General features: G+C 62.6%; 18 protein-coding genes. 6 read left to right on the forward strand and 12 right to left on the reverse strand.

The annotated features are described in order from the left end of the window. Positions 1-3 precede the first annotated feature (3 nt). The 7 genes from KF757_09800 to scpB form a co-directional block, all read right to left on the reverse strand. A complete protein-coding gene (locus KF757_09800; protein ID MBX3323270.1) occupies positions 4-1020 on the reverse strand; it encodes a substrate-binding domain-containing protein in 1017 nt (338 codons plus the stop codon). A 106-nt stretch (positions 1021-1126) separates the two neighbouring features. Continuing rightward, the gene (locus KF757_09805) at positions 1127-2380 is read right to left on the reverse strand and encodes an ABC transporter permease (GenBank protein ID MBX3323271.1); all 1254 of its coding nucleotides are present in this window, start codon (positions 2378-2380) and stop codon (positions 1127-1129) included. 62 nt (positions 2381-2442) lie between these two features. Then, a complete protein-coding gene (locus KF757_09810) occupies positions 2443-3306 on the reverse strand; it encodes a hypothetical protein (GenBank protein ID MBX3323272.1) in 864 nt (287 codons plus the stop codon). A gap of 156 nt (positions 3307-3462) precedes the next feature. Then, a complete protein-coding gene (locus tag KF757_09815) occupies positions 3463-5625 on the reverse strand; it encodes a transglutaminase domain-containing protein (protein MBX3323273.1) in 2163 nt (720 codons plus the stop codon). Next, complete coding sequence (locus KF757_09820; protein ID MBX3323274.1) at positions 5622-6800, reverse strand: DUF58 domain-containing protein; 1179 nt, start codon at positions 6798-6800, stop codon at positions 5622-5624. The genes KF757_09815 and KF757_09820 overlap by 4 nt, the downstream gene beginning before the upstream one ends. A gap of 40 nt (positions 6801-6840) precedes the next feature. Continuing rightward, on the reverse strand, positions 6841-7245 hold the full coding sequence (locus KF757_09825; GenBank protein MBX3323275.1) for a hypothetical protein: 405 nt from the start codon (positions 7243-7245) through the stop codon (positions 6841-6843). Beyond that, positions 7242-7841: an SMC-Scp complex subunit ScpB gene (gene scpB, locus KF757_09830; GenBank protein MBX3323276.1), complete on the reverse strand. Its 600-nt coding sequence runs from the start codon at positions 7839-7841 to the stop codon at positions 7242-7244. The genes KF757_09825 and scpB overlap by 4 nt, the downstream gene beginning before the upstream one ends. A 61-nt stretch (positions 7842-7902) precedes the next feature. On the opposite strand from scpB, the gene KF757_09835 reads away from it, so the two are divergent. Then, the gene (locus tag KF757_09835) at positions 7903-8787 is read left to right on the forward strand and encodes a queuosine precursor transporter (protein ID MBX3323277.1); all 885 of its coding nucleotides are present in this window, start codon (positions 7903-7905) and stop codon (positions 8785-8787) included. A gap of 19 nt (positions 8788-8806) precedes the next feature. Here KF757_09835 and KF757_09840 read toward each other — a convergent pair whose 3' ends face one another. Beyond that, complete coding sequence (locus KF757_09840) at positions 8807-9253, reverse strand: hypothetical protein (GenBank protein MBX3323278.1); 447 nt, start codon at positions 9251-9253, stop codon at positions 8807-8809. Between the two features lie 48 nt (positions 9254-9301). Further along, positions 9302-10258, reverse strand: coding sequence for a hypothetical protein (locus KF757_09845; GenBank protein MBX3323279.1), 957 nt, complete (start codon positions 10256-10258; stop codon positions 9302-9304). Between the two features lie 741 nt (positions 10259-10999). Between KF757_09845 and KF757_09850 the strand changes: the two genes are divergently transcribed. The 4 genes from KF757_09850 to serC all read left to right on the forward strand — a co-directional run bounded on the left by KF757_09850 (position 11000) and on the right by serC (position 14762). Next, on the forward strand, positions 11000-11461 hold the full coding sequence (locus KF757_09850; protein ID MBX3323280.1) for a hypothetical protein: 462 nt from the start codon (positions 11000-11002) through the stop codon (positions 11459-11461). Positions 11462-11474: 13 nt separating this feature from the next. Further along, on the forward strand, positions 11475-12470 hold the full coding sequence (locus KF757_09855) for a DUF1559 domain-containing protein (GenBank protein MBX3323281.1): 996 nt from the start codon (positions 11475-11477) through the stop codon (positions 12468-12470). 129 nt (positions 12471-12599) lie between these two features. After that, positions 12600-13589, forward strand: a complete 990-nt coding sequence (locus tag KF757_09860; GenBank protein MBX3323282.1) for a hypothetical protein — start codon at positions 12600-12602, stop codon at positions 13587-13589. 69 nt (positions 13590-13658) lie between these two features. Continuing rightward, positions 13659-14762 (forward strand): 3-phosphoserine/phosphohydroxythreonine transaminase, encoded by a 1104-nt coding sequence (gene serC / locus KF757_09865; GenBank protein ID MBX3323283.1) that lies wholly within the window; start codon positions 13659-13661, stop codon positions 14760-14762. A 101-nt stretch (positions 14763-14863) separates the two neighbouring features. Here the strand turns inward: serC and KF757_09870 are convergent, their stop codons facing one another. Continuing rightward, on the reverse strand, positions 14864-15010 hold the full coding sequence (locus KF757_09870) for a hypothetical protein (GenBank protein ID MBX3323284.1): 147 nt from the start codon (positions 15008-15010) through the stop codon (positions 14864-14866). 212 nt (positions 15011-15222) lie between these two features. Between KF757_09870 and KF757_09875 the strand changes: the two genes are divergently transcribed. Further along, a complete protein-coding gene (locus KF757_09875; GenBank protein ID MBX3323285.1) occupies positions 15223-18366 on the forward strand; it encodes a tetratricopeptide repeat protein in 3144 nt (1047 codons plus the stop codon). 248 nt (positions 18367-18614) lie between these two features. Here KF757_09875 and KF757_09880 read toward each other — a convergent pair whose 3' ends face one another. Next, positions 18615-19034: a hypothetical protein gene (locus KF757_09880; protein MBX3323286.1), complete on the reverse strand. Its 420-nt coding sequence runs from the start codon at positions 19032-19034 to the stop codon at positions 18615-18617. Between the two features lie 78 nt (positions 19035-19112). Then, entirely contained in the window at positions 19113-21401 is a 2289-nt protein-coding gene (locus KF757_09885) for a CotH kinase family protein (GenBank protein ID MBX3323287.1), read from the reverse strand. Between the last annotated feature and the right edge of the window lie 128 nt (positions 21402-21529).

The raw sequence follows: 21529 nt of genomic DNA on the forward strand, positions 1-21529 counted from the left end.
GTTTTAATCGCGGTTCCACACGCTCCACTTGGCTTCAAATTCCTCGACATTCTCGCTCGTCACGACATCAAAATCCGCATAGATGAATTCGGCTGGGGGCGCAACAGCATTGTGCAGCCGCTCGACGATGTGCGTCACAGACTCATACCCCCACCCGTGATATGGCTGCCCGATCAACACCTGCACCTGCCCCTTCTTGAGATATCCCAATGGCAGAGGCAGCGGGTCGAGCGAAACCACCTTCGCACGTTCGTGAATCCCGTCCAGCGCATTGTCCGTATACAACGGCCAACCACCGACCAGGGCCCAGCCGGAAATCTCCGGGTTCGCGTTCTGCACCGACTGCATTCGCGCAGCCGCGTCGTTGGCTGTCTCAACGTGGTAGTACACATCGATGATTCGAATTCCCGAATATTTTGCTGCTTCCTCGCGGACTCCTGCGACTCGCGATTGGAGGTTGGTCGCGGCCTGATTTCCTGCCAGCACGGCGACGACCCCGTTCTCTCCCATTTCCTGCGCAAGCGACTTCATCACCGCCGCGCCCGCAGCCCTGTCATCCACGCCGTAGTACGCCATGCGCCCCGAGTTCGGTGCATCAGAGTCAAACGTCATCACCGTGATGCCCTTCGACACGGCATCGCGCAGCACGGATGTCAGCAGATTCGCATCAATGCACGACACGGCGATTCCATTGACGCCAGCCGCCACAAGTTGCTCGATGTACTGTGCCTGCTGCTGCGCATTTTCGGTGTCCGGCGTCTGCCAGCGGATCTGCACATCGATGCCGTACTTCTCGCTCAGATCCCGCGCAGCGTCCTCGGCCCCGACACGTGCAGCCTTGAACACCGGGTTGTTCTGGCTCTTGGCGACCACGCCGATCACATAACGCTCTGGGCTCGGTGAACCGGATTGCCCGCTCTGATTCGGCGTCGGTGACTTCTTCTCCGAGCATCCCGCGAGCGTCAGTGTTGCTGCTGCCAACGCAACCGTTACACCTCGAAACATTCGCTGCATGTTCATTGCATTCTCCATTTGCGCTGCCGGGTGCAGCGCAGACTTGTGATTCGATCGCTGTGAAGACTTCCGACATCGCCGAGCACGAACGTAGGCGAGAACTTCATTCTATCTATCCTCGGGCCGCCGAAAATTTCCGCTTGGCTTGATCGATCACCACCGCCACGATGATGGCCCCGCCCATCACCACGCGGTTCCAGCTCTGATCGATGTTGAAGATGATCATGGCGTTATCGATTAACTGGATAATGATCGCACCAAGCACAGCCCCAAGCGCCGACCCGCGCCCACCCATCAGCGACGCGCCACCAATTACCGCCGCTGCGATCACCTGAAGTTCGTACGCCGAGCCTGAACCAGTCTCGGCCGAGCCGTAGTACCCCAGCGCCATGCACGCGCTCAACCCCGCCAGCATTCCCATCAGCAGATACACCCAGATCTTGACACGCCCGACCGGAATTCCCGCATATCGAGCAGCGGTTTCATTCCCTCCGACGGCAAACACACGCCGTCCAAGCACGGTCCGCGTGAGCATGAACCAACCTGCCAGCGCCACCGCGATCATGAACATCACAGGCACCGGATACACCCCGAAGAACTCTTTCTTGAAGAATCCGCGTGTAAATGCCTCCGAGAATCCTGCGACAGACTGCTCTCCAAGCACACGCTGCGGAATGATGATCGTGATGCCGCGCAGTGCAGCCATCATCCCCAATGTGATGACAAAGGGATGAACACGCAACCCCACGATCATCACGCCATTGGCAAGCCCGCACACTGCGCCCACACCCACACAGACCAGCAGACCCACTCCGATCGCTGTCAGCCCGCTCGCGCCAACGCCAAGCTTGTTGAGCGCAAGAGCGCCAAGAATTCCTGCCAGTGCATAGATCGACCCCACCGAGAGATCAATGCCCGCGAGAATGATCACCGCAGTCATGCCCACAGCCATCACCGCGATAAAACTCGCGTCCTTGGCCACCAGTGTCAGATTTGTTTTCTCGAAGAACTTGTTGGCCTTTTTCGTCGTCAGTAAGGCACGCGATCCAGAGGCTTCGACATACGACCACGTCGCGTCAAACTCACGTTCCCCACCATCCGCATCCCGCACGATCGTGTGTGAAACCAGTCGCTGTGGCACAGTTCCGGGCCTTGACTCGTTTCCTTCGCTGTCAATGACTACCACCACACTGCCCGACCCGATCTCAAACCGCTTCGTCACTGACTTGGACCCGCCAAAGACAGTCAGCGCGATCATCATCAGGACGATCACGATGGCCAGGCCCGATTCCTGAGCCGAAGCCGCGTGCGCCAGAATCGAACGCTTGTGACTGCCAGTTTTCTTGAGTTCAGATGCATTTGCCATGGGGCCAAAGTGTAGCGAGTACACCCGGACCTATGGATTGCTGCTAGCCGCCGACGGCTCGCTCAGGCTGCCACGCGCTGCTGCATCGCCTTCATGCACACGCCGATCTGTTCGAGCACAAACGCCCGATGGCTCGGATTGTGCGAGAAATCGAATGCAAAACCAGCGTGGACCGTCCCCATCGCGTCGCAGTACGAATGTGCCAGCCTCGCCGTCACGCTCAGAGGCGATGGAAGCCATGGCCGAAGATCGAGCCTCAGCCAGTACACGCTTCGAGAATCTAGATCCGGGCACTGCCCCTTCTCGAACTGCAACCCGACGCCGCCGCCCCCGATGTTCGCAAGCAGGCACTTGGATTCCGGCCCGACCGCAGGCAGCAACACGGCTTCCAACTGCACCGAGGCCGGTTGTGAACACTTGGTCTTGTGCAACTCGTGCATGCGTGCCTGATTCGCAACCTCAGCCGGTATCGCGCTCTCTGGATCAAGCAGAGTCCAGCACCTGACCTCAGGCAGCAACACCTCCGATGTCGACAAACGCTCCATCACACGCCTGCGGCACCGCTGCACATTCTCAGGCAGTCCGATCATGAGTGCCGGAAACTCGCGTCGCCCCGCATGAGTGGCAGCGATGCCCACGACCTTGCTCTCGAAGCGCCACCGATTCTGCCCAATAGCCATGACACCGATCAGCGATGTTCCGATGTCGATGCTGTAACTCTGCCCCATAGCGCCCGGCATCTCGACGGTCATGCTCTCGGCTTCTATGGCAAACAGTCGAACGCGCCAGAGCAGATCCGAAGACTCTGCGCCCTGGTTGTTTTCTGTGCCACCGCCACGCACCGCGATCTCGATTCCGCCGCCACGGTCAAGAATTTGCTCGAGGCACTCGCGCCAACGTGCTGTTCGCGAACGATTTGCTCCCACAGCCGGTCTCCGGTCAAAAGGTGAACCGAGTCGAAGTCTGATTCGACCAGCCCAATCCCTCACTTGAAACAGACGGCTGCGAAGTACAGTTCTGCGGGCACTTTGCACGCTCCATTCATATCTGCCACCATTTATCGGAACCTGTCACCATTGCGATCACATCTTCCGCAGTCGCTTCAGTCTCACAGAGACCTCGCGAATGACCGAGCTTTGCGACTCACGGAATTTGAGGCTATACAAAAGGACCGCAATGGCCTCAGCCTCACGGCCCCCTTCGAGGCTCCACACTTCACGCTTCTCGATCACGTGTGTGAGCAAGGGCACATGAGCCGGCTTGGCCGCACCTCGCCGACGCAGCTCTCGCAGAAACCTGGCATTCAAACCGGCAGTCGCATCCACCGAAGACCACGAGAGCGACAACCACAAATCGCGTACGAGCCGCGCGAGCGCATGCCTCGACCGCACCAGCATGACCAGCAGCAGCGTGGCTCCGGCCACCATCATCATGAACACAATCACAAGCCCAGCGATCTCACGCGGGTCTTTCCTTCTCAGCCGTTCAGCGAACTGGTCAAACTGTCTGTCCGGGCTCCACTCAAACCCGAATGCCGATCGCACAAACGACGTCTGTTTTTCCGCATCAAAACTGACCACCGCGCGAATCCACGCAAACTCCACAGCGTCAAACATCCGCTGCGCACGTGCTAGCCATGACTGCGAAACTTCATGCACTCTCTGAAAATCGGAAGGCGGAGTCGGATCAAATGTCCTCCAGACCCCCGGGCCGATCTCCACCTCAACCCACGCGTGGGCATTCGATTGCCGCACGAGGTAGTGCCCCGTCGCTTCGTTGTACTCCGTAGCCACAAACCCGGTGATCACGCGCGCATTAATCCCCACGCTCCGGCACAACACCGCCATGGCCGACGCAAAGTACTCGCAATGCCCCGCACGATGGGTGAACAGGAACCACTCCGTCGGATCTTGCCTGCGCGGCACCACCTCTGCTTCGAGCGTGTACACAAAGCCATCAAGAAAGTACTGCTCCATCGCCACCGCGCCGCGCTCAAAGTCACCGATCTCACGCAATCCCGGATCCACCGGAACATCAGCGCGGCCGAGTATTTCCGACGCCAGTTCAGCAAATCGCGACATATCCAGCGAAGGCGAATCGAGCGGAGTGATTTCTCCCCAAGTCTGCCGACCCACATATCGCGTCGGCGATTCTCGATCGATCGAGTACACCGTGTACTCGAACTTTCCGCTTTCGCTCTCACGCAAAATTGTACCGTCAGGTGCTGTGTGAATGAATGTCGGCTGATGCGCCGTCAATCGCACAGGTCTCCAGGACGCAAACAAGTGCGATCTCGAAGCCCCGGCATTGCGCACGGTCACACGCTGCTCGATATTCCAACGCCGTGGCTCGTCGGCAAGCAACATCGGCGAAAGCAGATGATCCGTCCGCTGCCGAAATCCCCGGTCTCCGCTCTCACGAGAACGCAGCCATCGCCCATTCTCATAGCTGTCCAGCACCGCGCCGCGCAGATAATGCACCACGCCAGTACCACCCAGTGAAACCCCGCGATCGTTGAACACCTGCAAATCGAGCACTGGAACTGCCGATTGCGAGATCAACCCCGGCGTCCCCAGCTCAACCTCGTCCGCAAATCCCGTCACCTGCCCGACCGCTGCATTTCCCCATTCTCCGAACAGCCCCGCGCCAAGCCGTCTAGGCACCACCAGAAACACACCAATGCTGATCAGCAGCCCGACGACCGTGGAGCAGAAAACCAATCGACGCACATCCCGTCGGAAGTGGCGTCCCATCGGCACCCGAGCAGGCATTACGCCGGCCGAAATCTCCACATGCCTCGCTATCTGATGCAAAATCGTCGCACCAGCAAGCAGCAGCAGGCTCATCACCAGCAGCACGCCAACTCCAAGCCCGTTGCTTGTCAAGATCGTTCCGACCAGCAAAAATGCAGAGATCGAAACCACTTGCCCAAAGTCCCGCTGCGAACGTCGATCCAGAATCTTTGCCATCAAGATGAACGTGATGACTTCGCACACGGTGGACACCGAGAAACCTCGAGCCGTCATCGACACCAGCGTGTACCCCAGAATCACCAGCAGAATCAGATTGATGATGATGCGAGGCAAAGGCCGGCCGCGCGGCGCCATCGTAAACACCCATCCCACCACAGCCCCAGGAACCGCAAGCAGAAACAGCACCAGATTCCCGTCCGCAAGGCAGTACGACGTGATCGCAGCCATCGCAAGCAGCAACCCGACCCAGCGCTGGGCGCGAATGGCATTCATGCTTTGGCCCCTGCCCTGCGCATCAATCGGCGCCATCCAGTGCGCTTTGTCACCTCAGGCACAAACACCGTGATCTCATCTGCCGCCCAGTCACTTGGATCCGACCCATCAATGCGCTGTTCACTGCCTCCCGAGCCGAAGCCAACCGTGACATCTGCCAAGCCGTGCTTCGTTGGTTCATTCGCATCGGTATCAGGATCAAGTTGCGCCAGCGCGTCGAGCAGTCTCCCAATCGCGCCCGAAGCCTCCGCAGGTTCCGACTCGAAACCGGCCCACCCGATCACAACCCCCGGGCTGAGCCCGATTCGATCGGCGTGCATTGCCAGACTCGCCACAAGCGAAATCGCACTTTCCATCGAGAAAGCACTCACACTTTCATTCGGCTTGTCCAGTCCAATCCATATTCGAGGCGGCGCGGGCGTCATCGTCTGCCGCACCACAAGCGTTTCTGTCCGGGCCGATGCCTTCCACGCAATCGTGCGTATCGGATCTCCGGGGGCATACTCGCGCAATCCGAAGAACTCATCGCCCGAACCCGCGACATTTCGGCTGCGCAGGCTTTGCAGCCCAGGGCTCATCAACACCTGTGAGACCTCGCGACGCAGTCCCGCAACCGCAGGCCGCACCAACAGCACCCCGGGCAGCTCAAACACCAACGACTTGCGAATCAACCCAAAAGGAAACGTCGTCGAAACCACCACGGTCGAAAGCGCATAACGCCCGCGATTGAGCCCATGCACTGTTGCGCTTGCAACCAGCACCTCGCCGGGTCCTGCGTGCGCGATGCCCGTCCGCGCGCGAACAGACTTGCGCCCATTGGCTCCGGTCTCGAACTTTTCCTCGATTGTCAGTGCAAACACCGGCCACGATCGGCTTCCATTTTCGACCCGATACGCAAGTGTCGTCGCGTGTCCGCCCTGCCCGCGCCCGATTGGTTCACGCGCCAGACGCACCGACATCAAGGGCATGCCGCTGACCACTCCCGAGATCACAACGGCGCCCACGGCGAGCCCGAACGCCCAGAACAACAGGTTGTTCTGACTGTTGAACGCTCCGATCGCAAGGAACACAGCCGTAAACACAAACATCAAACCCGGCGGATGCAGGTCATACCGCCGGCGCACCGGCTTTGCCAGCAGACTACTCCCGGATTCCGTTGGTCCTCGGGCAATCATGCACGATCCGTTCGCTTGCACACGAAAGGCAGTACGCCTCTTAGTCGCTCGCGGTTCTTTCCATCAGGATCAGCAACTTCTGCCCGTCGCGAGGAAGATACACGACCCCACGGGCAGTTCTGTACTGCTCGGAGATCGATCGCACCACCACACGATCCGTCGGCCAGACGTCCTTTGACATCTTGATCGAGAACTGCCCGTCAGGACCGCTCGTTCCAGTCGCTATCGCGCGGCTCTGCCCGCTCGCCTCCGAATGTTCGATCATGATTTTCGCCGGTCCGATTCCCGCGTTCGAGAGCCGCTCGTCCGTATCTGACACAACGCCGACATAGCTGATCGTCCCCGGGATAACACGCCCCGTGACTTTCATTGTCGAGCATCCGCCTGCGCCCGCCAGCAGCAAGCCTGCCGCCACGCTTCCAACGATTTGTCGTGCCTTCATCATGCGCTTTCTCCGTGCCATTCGCCTTGCCGCAGTTCATCCATGCTCGGCAGATCCTTCGTCGACGCCAGCCCGAACGCATCGAGAAACTGCTTGGTCGTTCCATACAACATCGGCCGACCCAATTCCTCGGCTCGACCCTTGATCGTGATGAACTTTCGTTCGATCAGTGACCGCAGAATCTCTCCGCACGCGACGCCTCGAATCGCCTCGAGCCGCGCACGAGTCATCGGTTGCTCATAGGCAATGATCGACAGGGTCTCGAGCGCCGCCCGGCTCAGCCGCCCCGACGCGCGCGCTTGTCGAAACGCCGCGATCACGCTCGCATGCTCAGGCAGCGTCATCAACCGATGGCCTCCCGCAACATGCTCAATGCGGAACGACCTTCCGCTCTGCGCGTATTGCTCGTTGAGTTCGGCGATCGCGCGTTCAACCGACTCTTCGCTCGCTTCCCCGATGCCCGCCGCCGCGAGCCCTTCCGCGATCCGCACAGAAGGCACCGGGCGATCCAGACTCAGCACGATCGCTTCCACTGATGCGAGAAAACGCTGCCCATCAATCGACGAAACGACCGGGTTCTCTGTTGACGCAGCACTCATGCCACGATCCTAGCGCGGGCCTTCCCTGACCGCCCGCGCCCGGTCTGGTATCCTTTTCACCATGCTCAGCCCACTCCCCAGCCAGCAATACAAGTATGAAGGGCTCTCGCGGCTCGATGAACCAACCCTTCACCGCCGGCGAGAAGGCGTGTTTCTCATTTGCGCCGGGTTCTTCCTGGGCACCCTCACGATGCTCAACATCCTCGGCATCACACGCTTTATCAAACTCTTCGAAATCAATCATGATGGCGACCCATCCACTCCAGCGATCGTTTTCGCCGTCGCTGTGGGTGTCCTTCCGTATCCGCTGACTTTCCTCTGCACCGACTTCATCAGCGAGCTCTTTGGAAGGCGTCGCGCGAGTCTCGTCGTCTGGGTTGGGTTTCTCCTGAATCTCTGGGTCGTCGCCATCCTCTGGATCGGGGGCTCCCTGCCCGGCTTCGGCGAGCTCGATCCGGTGACCAACATGCCGCCTCTCCCGCAATGGGATCCGGTCAAGTCCGCCTACATCGAAACCGGCTGGACGTTCTTCCAGGTCCGCAATCTCGCCTTCGGCGCTGTCGCCGCATCCATGATCGCCTACCTCATCGCCCAACTCGTCGATGTTCACGTCTTCCACTTCTGGAAGCGTGTCACCAAAGGCAGGCATCTCTGGTTGCGCAACAATGGCTCAACGCTCGTGAGTCAACTCGTCGATACCTTCGCCGTCATCCTTATCACACACTTCTACGCGCATGCTCTCCCCATCAACGATGCTCAGGCCCTCTGGCCTCAACTCTTTCTCTTCATCGTTACCGGCTACGCCTTCAAGTTCGCAGCTGCGCTCTTCGATACCATTCCCTTCTACATCGGGTCGCGCGCTCTTGCACGCTTCCTGCGTCTCCCGCCGCCCAATGTCATCGCAGAGCATGCGCCCGGAGCGGAAGTCGAAGCAGGTGTCGGTTAATCAGGTTCGATGCGGGCACTCAGGCCGGTTTTTCTGTGAATGTCGCGCCAGCCTTGACATCAAAACTCACCAGTTGGCCCGGCTCGAATCCGACCGCACGCTGCCGTGCATCAGACAGCCTGCACACGATCGGAAACCCGGCATGAACCGTGATCGTGTTGCTCGTGTTATTCGCTGCGATGATCCGCCCCTGCACGCGCCGAGGCCGACCAAGCACAGGTTCAACATATCGCCCGCCCGAATCCACCACATCGACCCGCCGCGCATCGGCACGGATGCTGCCGATCACTTTCTTGCCAACTTTCGCCTTGATTTCACCGATCAGGGCCAGCCGCACGCGGTAACTGGTGTTGGCAAAACCGATCTCCACCATCGCCGGCTCATCGCCCATCGCGGGGTGAATCGCAAGCAGAGTTCCTCGAGCCAGTTCCGGGTCAATCTTCGTCGTCGGTGCGGGTTGCAGCATGGGTCAAGCGTAGTCCGCAACCAATCGCATGGCGATCACGCTCCGCACTCACCGACCGTCCCACGCCCACCCCAATGACCGATCCAGCACATCCACCCGCGTCGTTTCCACCAAATGCCGCGCCAGCCGTTCCATCGCCACCCGCTCACGCTGCACCCGCAGCTCAGCCTCCAGACGCTTGCTCGCATCCTCAGGCACGATCGATCGCGGCTCCACCGCTTCAAGGTACAAAACCGCCGCACCCGCCGGCAACGGAAGAATCGGACTCACCTGCCCCGGAGACAGTTCTCCCAACGCCGAACGCACCACAACCGGGTACGCCGGATCCACCGGGCTGATCAGAGGCAGCACGCCCCCCGTCCGCGCCGATGGATCAATCGAATACCGTTCTGCCAACCTCGCCACATCCGCAGGCGTCGGCCTTGTGCCCAGTTGGTTCAGCGCCTCTCCGGCTTCACGCTCGGTCCCGGCCAGAATCACTCGCGCCCGATACTTCGGCCCGTATGCGATTTCCGCCGCCAGACTCACTTCCTCAGGTTCAACCCTTACTTCATCTCGCGTCAGAAGCCGAAGCCCCGCATTGCGCCGGATCATCGCCTCCCGCCGAACGGGACCGAGGTTGCGCTCTCTGAGCACCTGTTCCGTCAACCCCGCCCCGCTTTGGAGTCTTTCCCCGCTTGCGGTTCGTTCTACCAGAAGCGCGCGCTCAGCACGCAGCATGTCCGGCGTGATGGCCAAACCCCGAGCCTCGATCTCCCGCTGGAGCGCCCGGTCAAGCACCCACTCGCGCAGCGCTTCGCGGCCCGCGATCTCGTAGAGAGATGGCGCCAGATCTTCAGCCAGGACTGCTTCATGGCCCACTGTCGCGATGACCCGTGCGGGCAGTCCCTCGGAACCATCAGCAGTCGCACGGCCTCGCGATGTGGTCGTCTGCGAACACCCCCCAAGGACCAGAATCAGCACTCCCAAACTGGCAGTCACACCATGCTTGCGGTCGATATTCATGTGCGAGCAAAGCCCGAGCAAGCCCCAAGGTCAACCGAAACCCCTCGCCGGGCGTAAGGCAATACTGTGACTAACCTCTCATCAATGGACGAGACATCCGCAATTCGGCACCCCATGCCTACTCCCCAGCCACGGGGAGTGCTCTGCCCATATTGCGGGTCCATCAGCAGCAACACACAGCGTTGCGAAACCTGCGGGGGCCATCTCGACGCCCTGAGTCGCCAGGCGACTCAGAATGGAATGGGGCCTTGGTACATCCGCGAAGTCGGGCGTCCGTTCCGCCCGGGGTGTTCTCTTGAGACGATTCAGAAACTGGCCCAATCCGGAAAGATCGGTCCGGATTCGGTGATTCGAGGCCCAAGCACTGCCCAATTCTGGGTACTTGCCAAGCGAGCACCGGGGGTCGCGCATATCTTTGGTTTGTGCCCGGGATGCCAGGGTTCAGTCAAACGCGATGAGTACGCCTGCCGATCGTGCGGAGCCGTACTCGACGCCGACCGCGATCGACAACATCTCGGGCTTGGCCCGGTCCGCCCCCTCCCGGGGCAGGAGCCTGCCGAGCTGGTTGCTGCGAAATTGTCGAACTTCTCACCGTCGGAACCCTCCAAACGACCAGCGGCTGAAGTTCGGAGACCGACCGAAGCGCCAGTGCCTACGGGAGTTGATCCGTCGCGTGTGCGCGCGCTGGAAAAAAGAGTCGTAGCAGCGCGCTCTCGTCTTGTGGCATCGATGTGCGGCAATGTGATCCTTCTGTGCGCGCTGCTCGTGGGGGTGATTGTCCTGGGCAAGTGGGGAAGTCCGAATACGGTCCCCGAGAGCACGCCAGTCCCAAATTCGCTTCGCACTCCCGGGGTCGTCGGCCCCGCACTCGGCGAGCCCGGCGATCCGATCGACGTGCCGGTTGAAGAACCAATGATCGATGATGAACCGGATCTGTGGGACGACGAGGGTGACCTGCCTGCACCCGAAGAAACCGCAGCACCAGTTCTGGAGCGCGACTTTGACATCACGCTTCTCGAGTGGTCCGACGCCCATGCCCATCTGCTCGCGACCACCGACGAATCCGCTATGGCTTCAGTTTCACGAGCGATCGAAATGCTCCGACAGTACGAAGCGGCACGCGGACTTCCGGATCAGGGTCACGCGTTGCTCAACGCTTATGTCGCACGTCTTGAACAACTGCGTCTGGGAGGCATGCCATAGGGAGGGGTGATCTATGCGTACCGCCGATCGAGGAACACGAGTCGGGTTCACGCTGGTTGAATTGCTGGTGGTGATCGCCATCATCGCGCTCCTGATCGGCATCCTGCTCCCCGCGCTGTCCAAAGCCAGGCGTGCCGCCCGCACGAGTGTCTGCACGAGCAACCTGCGTCAGCTCGGAGTGGGGACGGCTTCATTCGCGGCGTCGCGTAGCGACAGGTTCCCGGCGCTTTCCTGGAGAGGTAGTTCCAGCCCCCAGCCTACGCCCGACGCCGATCTGCGCTTTGCGGGCAGTGATCGTGATGCAGTGCGCTTCGAAGCCGTGCACATCATGCGACAGCAGGTGCCCGGCGTGCTCATATCACCGTCAAGTGGCGGGACCAACTGGTATCCGCACCTCTGGTTCACTCATCTGACGATGCTCGATGAGATCGGAGCAGAGCGGGGAGAGGCTCTGGTGGCAATCTGCCCCGACGACCGGGACCAGTGGGAGCGACTCGACACGCCGTGGGAGTCGATGGGATTGACAACCCGCTTTCGTCGCTTCGAGAGTACCTACGAAACAGCCTCCGTGACGTTCTCTGTCGATCAAAGCGGGGGCGCCCTCGATCCCATTCATCAGCACATGGATAATCCGTGGACATTCCAGCGCGAGCCTCGATACCTGACAACGCGCCGCTTGAGCGACGTGGTCTTTGCCAGCCAGAAGGCTCACATGTTCGATTCATACGATCGACACTCTTCGAGCAAGATCATGTTCTACGCCGATGCTCGCGCGTCTCAGCCGATTCTTTTCGTCGATGGCTCGGTTCGTACCGTGGCAACATCCGAGACCAATCCCGGGTTCCAGCCTCGAACCCCCGCTTCCCCCGGGCCGACGATCATGCGCGAGATCACTCCCGGCGTCGGGACCCAGGAGTTCATCGGGCACTACCGCTGGACGCGAGGGGGCCTGCGCGGGCTCGATATCGGGGGGCAGGAGATCGACACCGGACAGGGCACGCAGCCCTGACTTGTGCCTCTGACACCAACCGGGACCGAAACCACTGAATCCTGCGAACGGTCGCTCAATGAGCAAAGACGTCTGGCTCCCGACGCTCTAGAATCTCTGCGGGCGCTCGCTGGCCCGCCGGAGGCGACGATGCACATTCTGATCGCGGATAAGTTCGAAGCAGCTGGTATTGCGGGTCTCGAACGGCTGGGGGCCACGGTCACCGTCGAGCCCGATCTTCAGCCCGACACCCTGCCCGCGGCGCTCAACCGCACGGGGGCGAAGGTCCTGGTCGTGCGATCGACCAAGGTTCCGGCGGCGGTGCTCGATGCGGCTCCGACCCTCGAGGCCGTGATCCGCGCGGGGGCCGGCTACGACAACATCGACTGCGACCACGCGGCCGAGCGGGGCATCGCCGTCTGCAACACGCCGGGCATGAACGCAGTGGCGGTGGCCGAACTGACGATGGGGCACCTGATCAATCTCGATCGGCGCTTGCCCGAGCAGGACGCGGAAATCAAGGCCGGGCACTGGAACAAGAAGGAGTACGCCAAGTCGCGCGGCCTCAAGGGCATGACCATGCTCGTGATCGGCACCGGCGCGATCGGCACGGAAGTGATCAAGCGGGCCCAGGCTTTCGGCATCGAGATCTGGGCGCAGTCGCGCAGCCTCGGCGACGACACTGCCCGCGCGCTGGGCATCCGTCCGCTTCCGTACACGCGCGACGCCCTCTACGAAGCCCTGCCGCGCATGGACGCGGTGACGATTCACCTGGCCGCGACCGATGACACGCGCGGGCTGTGCGATGAGCGATTCTTTGCCGCCATGAAACCAGGCGCGTACTTCATCAACACCAGCCGCGGCGAAGTAGTGGTCGAAGAGGCGCTCATCGAGGCGGTCAAGACCAAAGGCATCCGCGCCGCGCTCGATGTCTATCACAATCAGCCCAAGGAACCGGCCGCACCGTGGACCTCGAAGGTCGCTCAGACCAGTGGCGTGTACGGTTCGCATCACTGCGGTGCGTCCACCGATCAGGCGCAGTTCGCCGTGGCTGAGGAAGTCGTGCGCATTGTCAGCGAGCACATGTCAGGCGGCGAGTGGCTGCATCAGGTCAACGCGGCGAGCACGGCTCGTCGGTGAGTGGGGCGGATTCGAGCGACAACAACGACGCAGGCCGCGGCGCGGCGTCAGCATTCAGGGAGTGATTTCATGAGCAAGCGTGTGTTCAACTTCTCGGCCGGCCCCGCGTGTCTGCCGCCCAGCGTCATCAAGCAGGCCCAGGCCGACATTGTCGATATCTTCGGCTCGGGCATCGGCATTCTCGAGCACAGCCATCGCGGCAAGGTCTTCGATCGCATCACGCACGAGACCGAGGCCGCCTGCCGCCAGATCGCCAATATCCCCGACTCCTACGCGGTGTTCTGGATGCAGGGCGGCGCGACGAGCCAGTGCTACTTTGTGCCCGCCAATCTGCTCCCGGCCGATCGCACGGCCGACTATTTCGAGACCGGCAAGTGGGCGGAAGACTCGATCGCCGAGGCGCCGCTCTATGGCACCTGCCACATCTGCGCTTCGAGCAAGGCGAGCAAGTACGACCACATCCCGGGCACCGCCGAGACGAAGTATTCGTCGAACCCTGCGTATGTTCATTTCACCGCCAACAACACGATCATGGGCACGGAGTTCCGGTCCGAGCCTGCGGTGCCCGCGGGTTCGTTCCTGGTGTGCGATGCGTCGAGCAATATCTTCAGCAGGCCGATCGATGTCACGAAGTACGGCCTGATCTACGCCGGAGCGCAGAAGAACCTGGGCCCGGCGGGCATCACGCTGGTCATTGCCCGCAAGGATCTGATCGCCAGCCCCCCCCGCGAGCTGCCGAAGATGATGCAATATCGCCTGCATGCCGAAAAGGAAGGCCGCTACAACACGCCCCCGACCTTTGCGGTGTATCTCATGGGTCAGGTCTTCAAGTGGATCCTGGCCGAGGGCGGTCTGAAGGCGATGGAGGAGATCAACCGCGAGAAGGCGGCGGTTCTCTACGACTTCCTCGACAGCCAGGACTTTTATATCCCGCACGCCCGCAAGGATTCGCGCAGCATGATGAATTTTACATTCAAGTGCCCGACCCCGGAGCTTGACGCATTGTTCACCAGGCAGGCCGAGGCCCGCGGGCTTGACAGTCTTTCCGGGCATCGCTTCATCGGCGGCATGCGCGCGAGCATGTACAACGCCTTCCCGAAAGAAGGCGCGGTCGCGCTGGTCGAGTTCATGAAAGAGTTCGCGCGCCAGCACGCGGCAACGGCCAGCCGCTAGGGCCAGCAACTGATCGCGCCGCGTCCGGCGAACCCCGCGCGCAACGCGGGCCGGATCGAGTCCGGCCCGCGCTAACACGACTCAGGTTGGTTGCGGCGATGTCAGGCCGCGTAGGTCAGCCCGGGCAGGTTGGGCGTCGTGCTGCTGGCGCTGCTGGTGAATGTGCTGGCGCCGGTGCCGAAGTAAACGACGGTGGGGTCGCTCGGGCTGCTGGCTCCGCCCGAGCGGATGGCCACGACGTGATACACGGCGTTGGCTCCTTACGGAAAAAAGGTTGTCGTCCGCAGTGATGTCGTCGGCTTTCCGGCCCGACTTGAGCGTGCACAGCGTGCAATTGGTACTCTCCGGCGCGGCCTGAGCGGCCTTCCCCCCGGTTGCAGCGGCGGGCGGGCGCAAAAATATGTGCGTCTGCTGCGTACAGCAACAGGAAATCTCGCTTGATCGAATAGACTGGAACGTGATGACCGAGCACGACCCCAACCCGATGCAAGCCCCCGAGACCGGCGCAACGTCTGCCGAGAGGCAGCAGGTCCCCGCCGTAGTCCGGCGGCCGCTCAGATTGTGGAGCAAGCGGGGGGGCTGGCTCATGCAGAGCCATCCGATGCCGAAACTGGCCGCTGTGCTGGTTGCGTTGCCGATTCTGCTGCTGTTTCCCGGCCTGCCGCTGCTGCTGATGATGCGCGGGCTGGCGTGGGATCTGGCAAACCTGTGGCAGGAGCATCGCACGCTGTGCCTGATCGGCGTGCCGCTGGCGGTGATCGCGCTGCAGGCGATCGCGGCGGCGTTTATGCTGTCGCGGCGCAGCGGCAACGCGGGCGTGCGACCACTCGGGCCGCGCTCGCTGGCGGCCCACGGCGCGGTGGGCGCGATCTGGATGCTCGGCAACGTCACCCTCGGCGTGGTGGACAACCGCGTGCACGACTATCTCTCGGGCGCCCAGCCGACGGTGCGCGAGTTTTACCGCAATCACGACGGAGCCGCGCTCGCGGGCCGCACCGTGCGCATGGTGCTGCTGCGCGAGCGCGAAGCGAGCCGCGGCGAAGCAGACCGGGCGGCGCTGGCGGCCATGGCGAAGATCATGCCCGAAGCGTGGGTCCAGCTCGTCGACGCGCAGGCGGCCGCTGCCGGCGCGGCGGACTCAAGCGAGAGCGCGACGACGGCACGCGGCGACACCGCGGGCGCGGATGCGAACGCATCGTCGTCGCTCATCGGCGGCGAGAACAGCGTCGATGAGCCGCTGCTGTCGGTGTTTCTGTTCGATCGCGGGCAGCCCGCGATGGATCCGGCCCGCTGGGGCGCGGTGCTCGACCGATTGTGCGCCGCGCGCGGCGTCGAGCCGCTCTCGGGCGCGGTCCGCGAGCGCGCGGCGCAGCGCCTGACCGACACCTTCGGCCTCAGCCTGCGCGAAGCACTCAAGCACGCCTGGAAAACCGGCGACAAGGCCTGGCCCGCGCTGGTCATCGACATGCAGACGCTGGCTCTGGAGCGCATTCGCAGCGCGATTGACGAGCAGAGCGTCGAATGGCGCACAGAGTTCGCCGCCCTGCACGGCTCGATGGCGGGTCTGAAGCGCGAACTGGCCACTCTGTCGGAGCAGCAGCGCGACAACCACCGTCAGGTCATCGACCGCCTGATGCGACTGGAAGAAAAGATCGACGCGATGGCGCGCACGCTGGACCGGATCGAACAGATCGCGGGAGAAACCCGGCAGGAAGCGGCGGCGGCTCGCCACGAGGCCGCGGCAACGCGGGCCGAGGTTGCGCTGCTGCGCGAAGATTTCGCCCGCGTGGCCAGCGCTCTGAGCGCGGTCAGCAGCGGCGAGGGCGCGCCCACGCCGCAGATCACGCCGGACATGGCCGAGCCGATCCGGCGCTTGCTCGCCTTCGGCGATCCGATCGACAAGGCGCTGGCCTTGATCGCTTCTGTCAAGCGGCCGTACACCGATGCGACATGGACAGAGGCCGATGCGTTTCTGGCCCAGGCAAACCTGTGGCGGGCCAGCGGTGTGGACTGGACAGACGACAGTGCATACCGGTATCAGATCGTGCAGGGCGAACGGCGTCGCTTCGACGACGACCCGGACGGGGCCGCGCCTTTTTATAAGGCCGCGCTGGTGTTGCGACCGGGCGATCCGATGGCGACGATCCGCCTCGCGCTGGTGCTCAAGGACAGCCGGGCGGTGGATCATGGCGATCGCCTGCGTCAGGCGCTCGCGCTGCTCGACGGACTGCTCGAACGGCCCGATGAGCTGGACGAATCCACGCTCGCGGTCGTGTGCAACAACCGCTCGGGCATTCTCGGCAACCTCGGTCGCCACGTCGAGGCCCTCGAAGCCATCGACCGCGCCATCGCGATCAGCCTCATGCACTTCGCGCCCGATCATCCGAGCCTCGCGACGATGCACTCGAACCGCGCGAACATCCTCAGCGACCTCGGTCGCCACGCCGAGGCCCTCGAAGCCATCGACCGCGCCATCGCGATCAGCCTCATGCACTTCGCGCCCGATCACCCGACGCTCGCGACGAGCCACTCGAACCGCGCGAACATCCTCGGCAACCTCGGTCGCCACGCCGAGGCCCTCGAAGCCATCGACTACGCCATCGAGATCAACCGCCAGCACTTCCCGTCCGATCACCCGGACATCGCGACCCGCCACTCGAACCGCTCACTCATCCTCCGCAACCTCGGCCGCCTTGCCGAGGCTCTCGAAGCCATCGACCGCGCCATCGAGATCGACCTCTTGCACTTTCCGCCCGATCACCCGACGCTCGCGACGAGCCACTCGAACCGCTCGAACATCCTGGGTGACCTCGGCCGTCACGCCGAGGCTCTCGAAGCCATCGACCGCGCCATCGAGATCTTCCTGACGCACTTCCCGCCCGACCACCCGACGCTTGCGACCCGCCACTCGAACCGGGCGAACATCCTGGGTGACCTCGGCCGTCACGCCGAGGCTCTCGAAGCCATCGACCGCGCCATCGAGATCGACCTCTTGCACTTCCCGCCCGACCACCCGACCCTCGCGACGATGCACTCGAACCGCGCGAATATCCTCAAGGTCCTCGGCCGCTACGCCGAGGCCCTCGAAGCCGTCGACAGGGCCATCGAGATCTTCCTGACGCACTTCCCGCCCGATCATCCGAGCCTCGCGACGATGCACTCGAACCGTGCAAACATCCTCGGCGACCTCGGTCGCCATGACGAGGCCCTCACGGCCATCGACCGCGCCATCGAATTACAACTCCAGCACTTCCCGCCCGATCACCCGAGCCTCGCGACGATGCACTCGAACCGCGCATTCATACTCCATACCTCGAAAAGGATGGACGAGGCGGTCGAGGCGATGCAGCGGGCGATGGTGATCGTCGATGCCTTCGAGCACACGCGAGGCTTCTCGTTGCGGGGCCGAGAGATCATGGTGTATTGGCTCTCTCAGAACGGACAACCGGAGCGGGCGATCGAGGCAATGGCCGAACTGCTGGCGCGGGCTGAGGACTGGCTCGGGCCGGATGATGAGCAAACGATCAGGCACCGGACCAAACTTGAAGAATTGCGGGCCGAGCAGGCCGCATCGCCTGGCGCGTCGGACCCGGAGCAACCCTGACCGCTCGCGCCGCGCTGGCGGGCTGCGGGGCCGCGTGCTTTGGCTGCTTTGCGCTGCGTCGGTGCCGCAGGCCGCTGCGACGGGGCGGCCTCGTCGGCTGCGCGTCGCAGCATCCGGTGCATTCGTCTTTGGACACAGTGCATTCGTCTTTGAACTCGGTGCAACCGGTTTTGAACATGGTCCAACCACGCGCGGGGGCGGGCGCTCTCGGCCCTTGTTCATCTCCTCTTTCTTCCCCTTCTTCCCGCTCAGCGATGCGGAGTGCGAGCCGGGCACCACGAACAGAACGCTGGCGGCACAATGGAGGCGCACAAACTGGCATAGGCCGAGAAAAACCGCGTCCGGGCGCGAAGAACGCCGAGCGGACCGTGCGGTGCGCCGATCGTGCGCCTCGCCGCGTCCGAATAGGCGCTCGCCGCGGTCATAATTCCTCTCGCCGAGTTCATAATTCCTCGCTCCGCGGTCATAATTCCGCGCGTCAACATGAGGTTGACGCGCTCCCCGATGAAGTTGACACGCGTCAAGATGAAGTTGACGCGCTCCCCGATGGCCGCAAAGCGCGTTCCGATAAAGGTGGTGCGCGTCTCGAAGGCAGTTCCGCGCGTCCCGATAAAGTTGACGCGCCTCCCGATCACCCTCACCACAGCACCCGGCGGCTCAGGGCGCATCGTTCGCCTTGCGATTGAACCCGGCGCTGCGGTCATCGGGCGCAGGACCGCAGCGGCGTCGATCGCGGCCAGGCGCGTTTACGGGCAGCCCGCGCTGAAGGCCGCCAGGTAGGCCGAGACATCGAAGAAGTCGAACAGTCCGTCACCATTGAAGTCGGCGGCGGGATTCTGCGCGGCATAGGCCGCCAGGAAGGCCTGCACATCGAAGAAATCCAGCGTGCCATCCCCCGTCATGTCCGCCGGGCATGGCAGGCACGACACCGCGATGTACAAACCCGGCGAACCGATCTCGCCTGTTGCCGACGCGTACGAGCCGAACACGTCTCCGGCGGCCGACAGCACCCACGCATCGATCGCATTGGCGCCCAGCGACTCGCGGCAGACCTGCCCGCTGATGTTCTGGGTGCGGATGGTGCCTGCAAAAGTCTGGTCGCCGTAGTCCAGCCTGTCGATGAGCGCGCCTGCGCTGTCATAGAGATGAATCTGGTCGTTGCGACCGAGGTTGTTGCCGCTGACAGCGCCCAGTTGGCCCAGGATGGCGACCTGCGGGTCGATGTTCCATGCGGACCTGAAAGACACGGCGTCGGATTCGGTGATGATGACCGACGCGCCGGGCTGCACGATGCCCAGCGGGGACAGATCGAACGCGCCCGCGACGGCATGATCGTCATCCATGCTCCAGCCGGAGAGATCGATCGGCAGCGCGGAGCGATTGGTCAGCTCGACAAACTCGCCCGACGTGCCCGAGTACATGAACTCGGTGATGCGCATGCCCGGCGCAGCGGGCACACCGAACTGCAGCACCGCCGGACCGCGCTCAGCCAGCGCCGGAGCGAAGGTCAGGGACGAAAACGCGTTGCCCGCAGTCGCCGCGACGTAATACTCGACCCGTTCGCCGCCGTTTGCCGGCACCGGGAGCACCGCTCCGTACACCCCGTCGCCCGCCGCTCCGTCGCCGGAGAGCCCGTCGTCGGCCATCATGGTGCGCGCAAAGACCCCGCTCTGGCCCACGCGCCAGAACAGTTCGACCTGCGTGACCGGACTGCCCGCCGAGAGCGCCTGGGCGCTGATCGTCACGACATCGCCGGGAAGCGGGGCGTCATCGGAGGCCGCCACGTCCGACACAATCGGACCCGAGGCCATCAACTCGCTGCTCGTGGCCAGAAAAGCGGCCCTCTGATTCACGAACTGCTCAAGCCCGACGATCGAGCCGCCCGCAAGCCCGGCGTAGGGCATCGTGACCGTGGACGTGAAGTTGTTCTGGAACAGCGTGTAGGAGTACAACTTCTTCGGGTCGGCCTGCACGTGCGCATCGATGAGCGTGCGCAGGGTCGTGAACTCGGCTCCGAAGTGCGACCAGTTGAGCTGCGCGGCCGCGGTGCGGTAATGGGCCATGTAGCGCTGACGCAACTGGGACACGGCCAGCACCCGGCTGAGCACGGGGCGGCTGGTGTTCGTGAAATTCCGCGTCACCGACCACGAAGTCTGCGTAAACGTCTCGTTGGCGTCGCGCTGGAGCAGATGCATGCGACCATCGAGCGGGTCGGTGTAGGTCATGAAGTCGCAACCCTTGTTCACGTACGAGTCGTCGTCGGTCAGCAGGTTCTCGAGCACGACCGACCAGATCGAAGGATCGATCGCAAACACCTGGTCGATGTTTGGCCAGGTCGCGAGCGGCTCATTGGTCAGGGCGTTGCAGACCGCGATGAGCGAACCGAGCGGATCGGCCAGCCCGCCGTCGTTCTGGATCTCATACCCCGCGTAATTCGCCGGGTTGGTGCCGTTATAGCGCAGCCCGGGGCCGTTCGGGTTGTTCGCGCAGCGGATCCGCAGCCCGTCGGCGTTGGTAAAAAAGTCGCGGAGCATCGTTTTGTCCGGCTGCTGCACGTTGACATACACCCCCCAGTTCGCCCCGTTGAGCGTGACGAGCGCATGATTGGCCCGGGGATTGGGAATGTACTGAGCGACGAAGTTGTTGTAGACCACTTCGCGGCAGAAGGTCGGGTCGCGGAAACCATTGTTCAGGTTGATCGTGTCATACCCGAGCAGGTCCTGATCCGAGTGCACATGATCCATCTTGATTTTGAGGCTGAACTTCTCACTGCCCGCAGGAAGCCCCGTATACGACGTGTTGCCGCGGATCCGCACGCCCACATCGGGATACACGGTGCCGTCGACTTCCAGATCGGCCAGGATCAGCGTCTCCGAGATGTAGTTGTTGCGCAGCAGCGTCAGCCAGTTCGCATCATGGAAGCTCAGGTTGAACGACCGCAGGGTCGCGGTGTCGTACAGATCCTGTGCAGCAGCCACCGACGACGACAAAGTGACCGCAACGACCGCGCTGGCGGCAGCAAACCTCAATGACATGATGCTTCTCCCTCGCAAAACTCGACAACACTCGAACCAACACGCTGCCCCGGTCAGCCCGAGGCTCAACGCCGCCGGCCCGGCTTCGATTGCAAAGAAATCTTCACACTTCGCGTGCGGGCCATCAT

The sequence above is a fragment of the Phycisphaeraceae bacterium genome (assembly GCA_019636795.1).
Taxonomy (GTDB): domain Bacteria; phylum Planctomycetota; class Phycisphaerae; order Phycisphaerales; family UBA1924; genus JAHBWW01.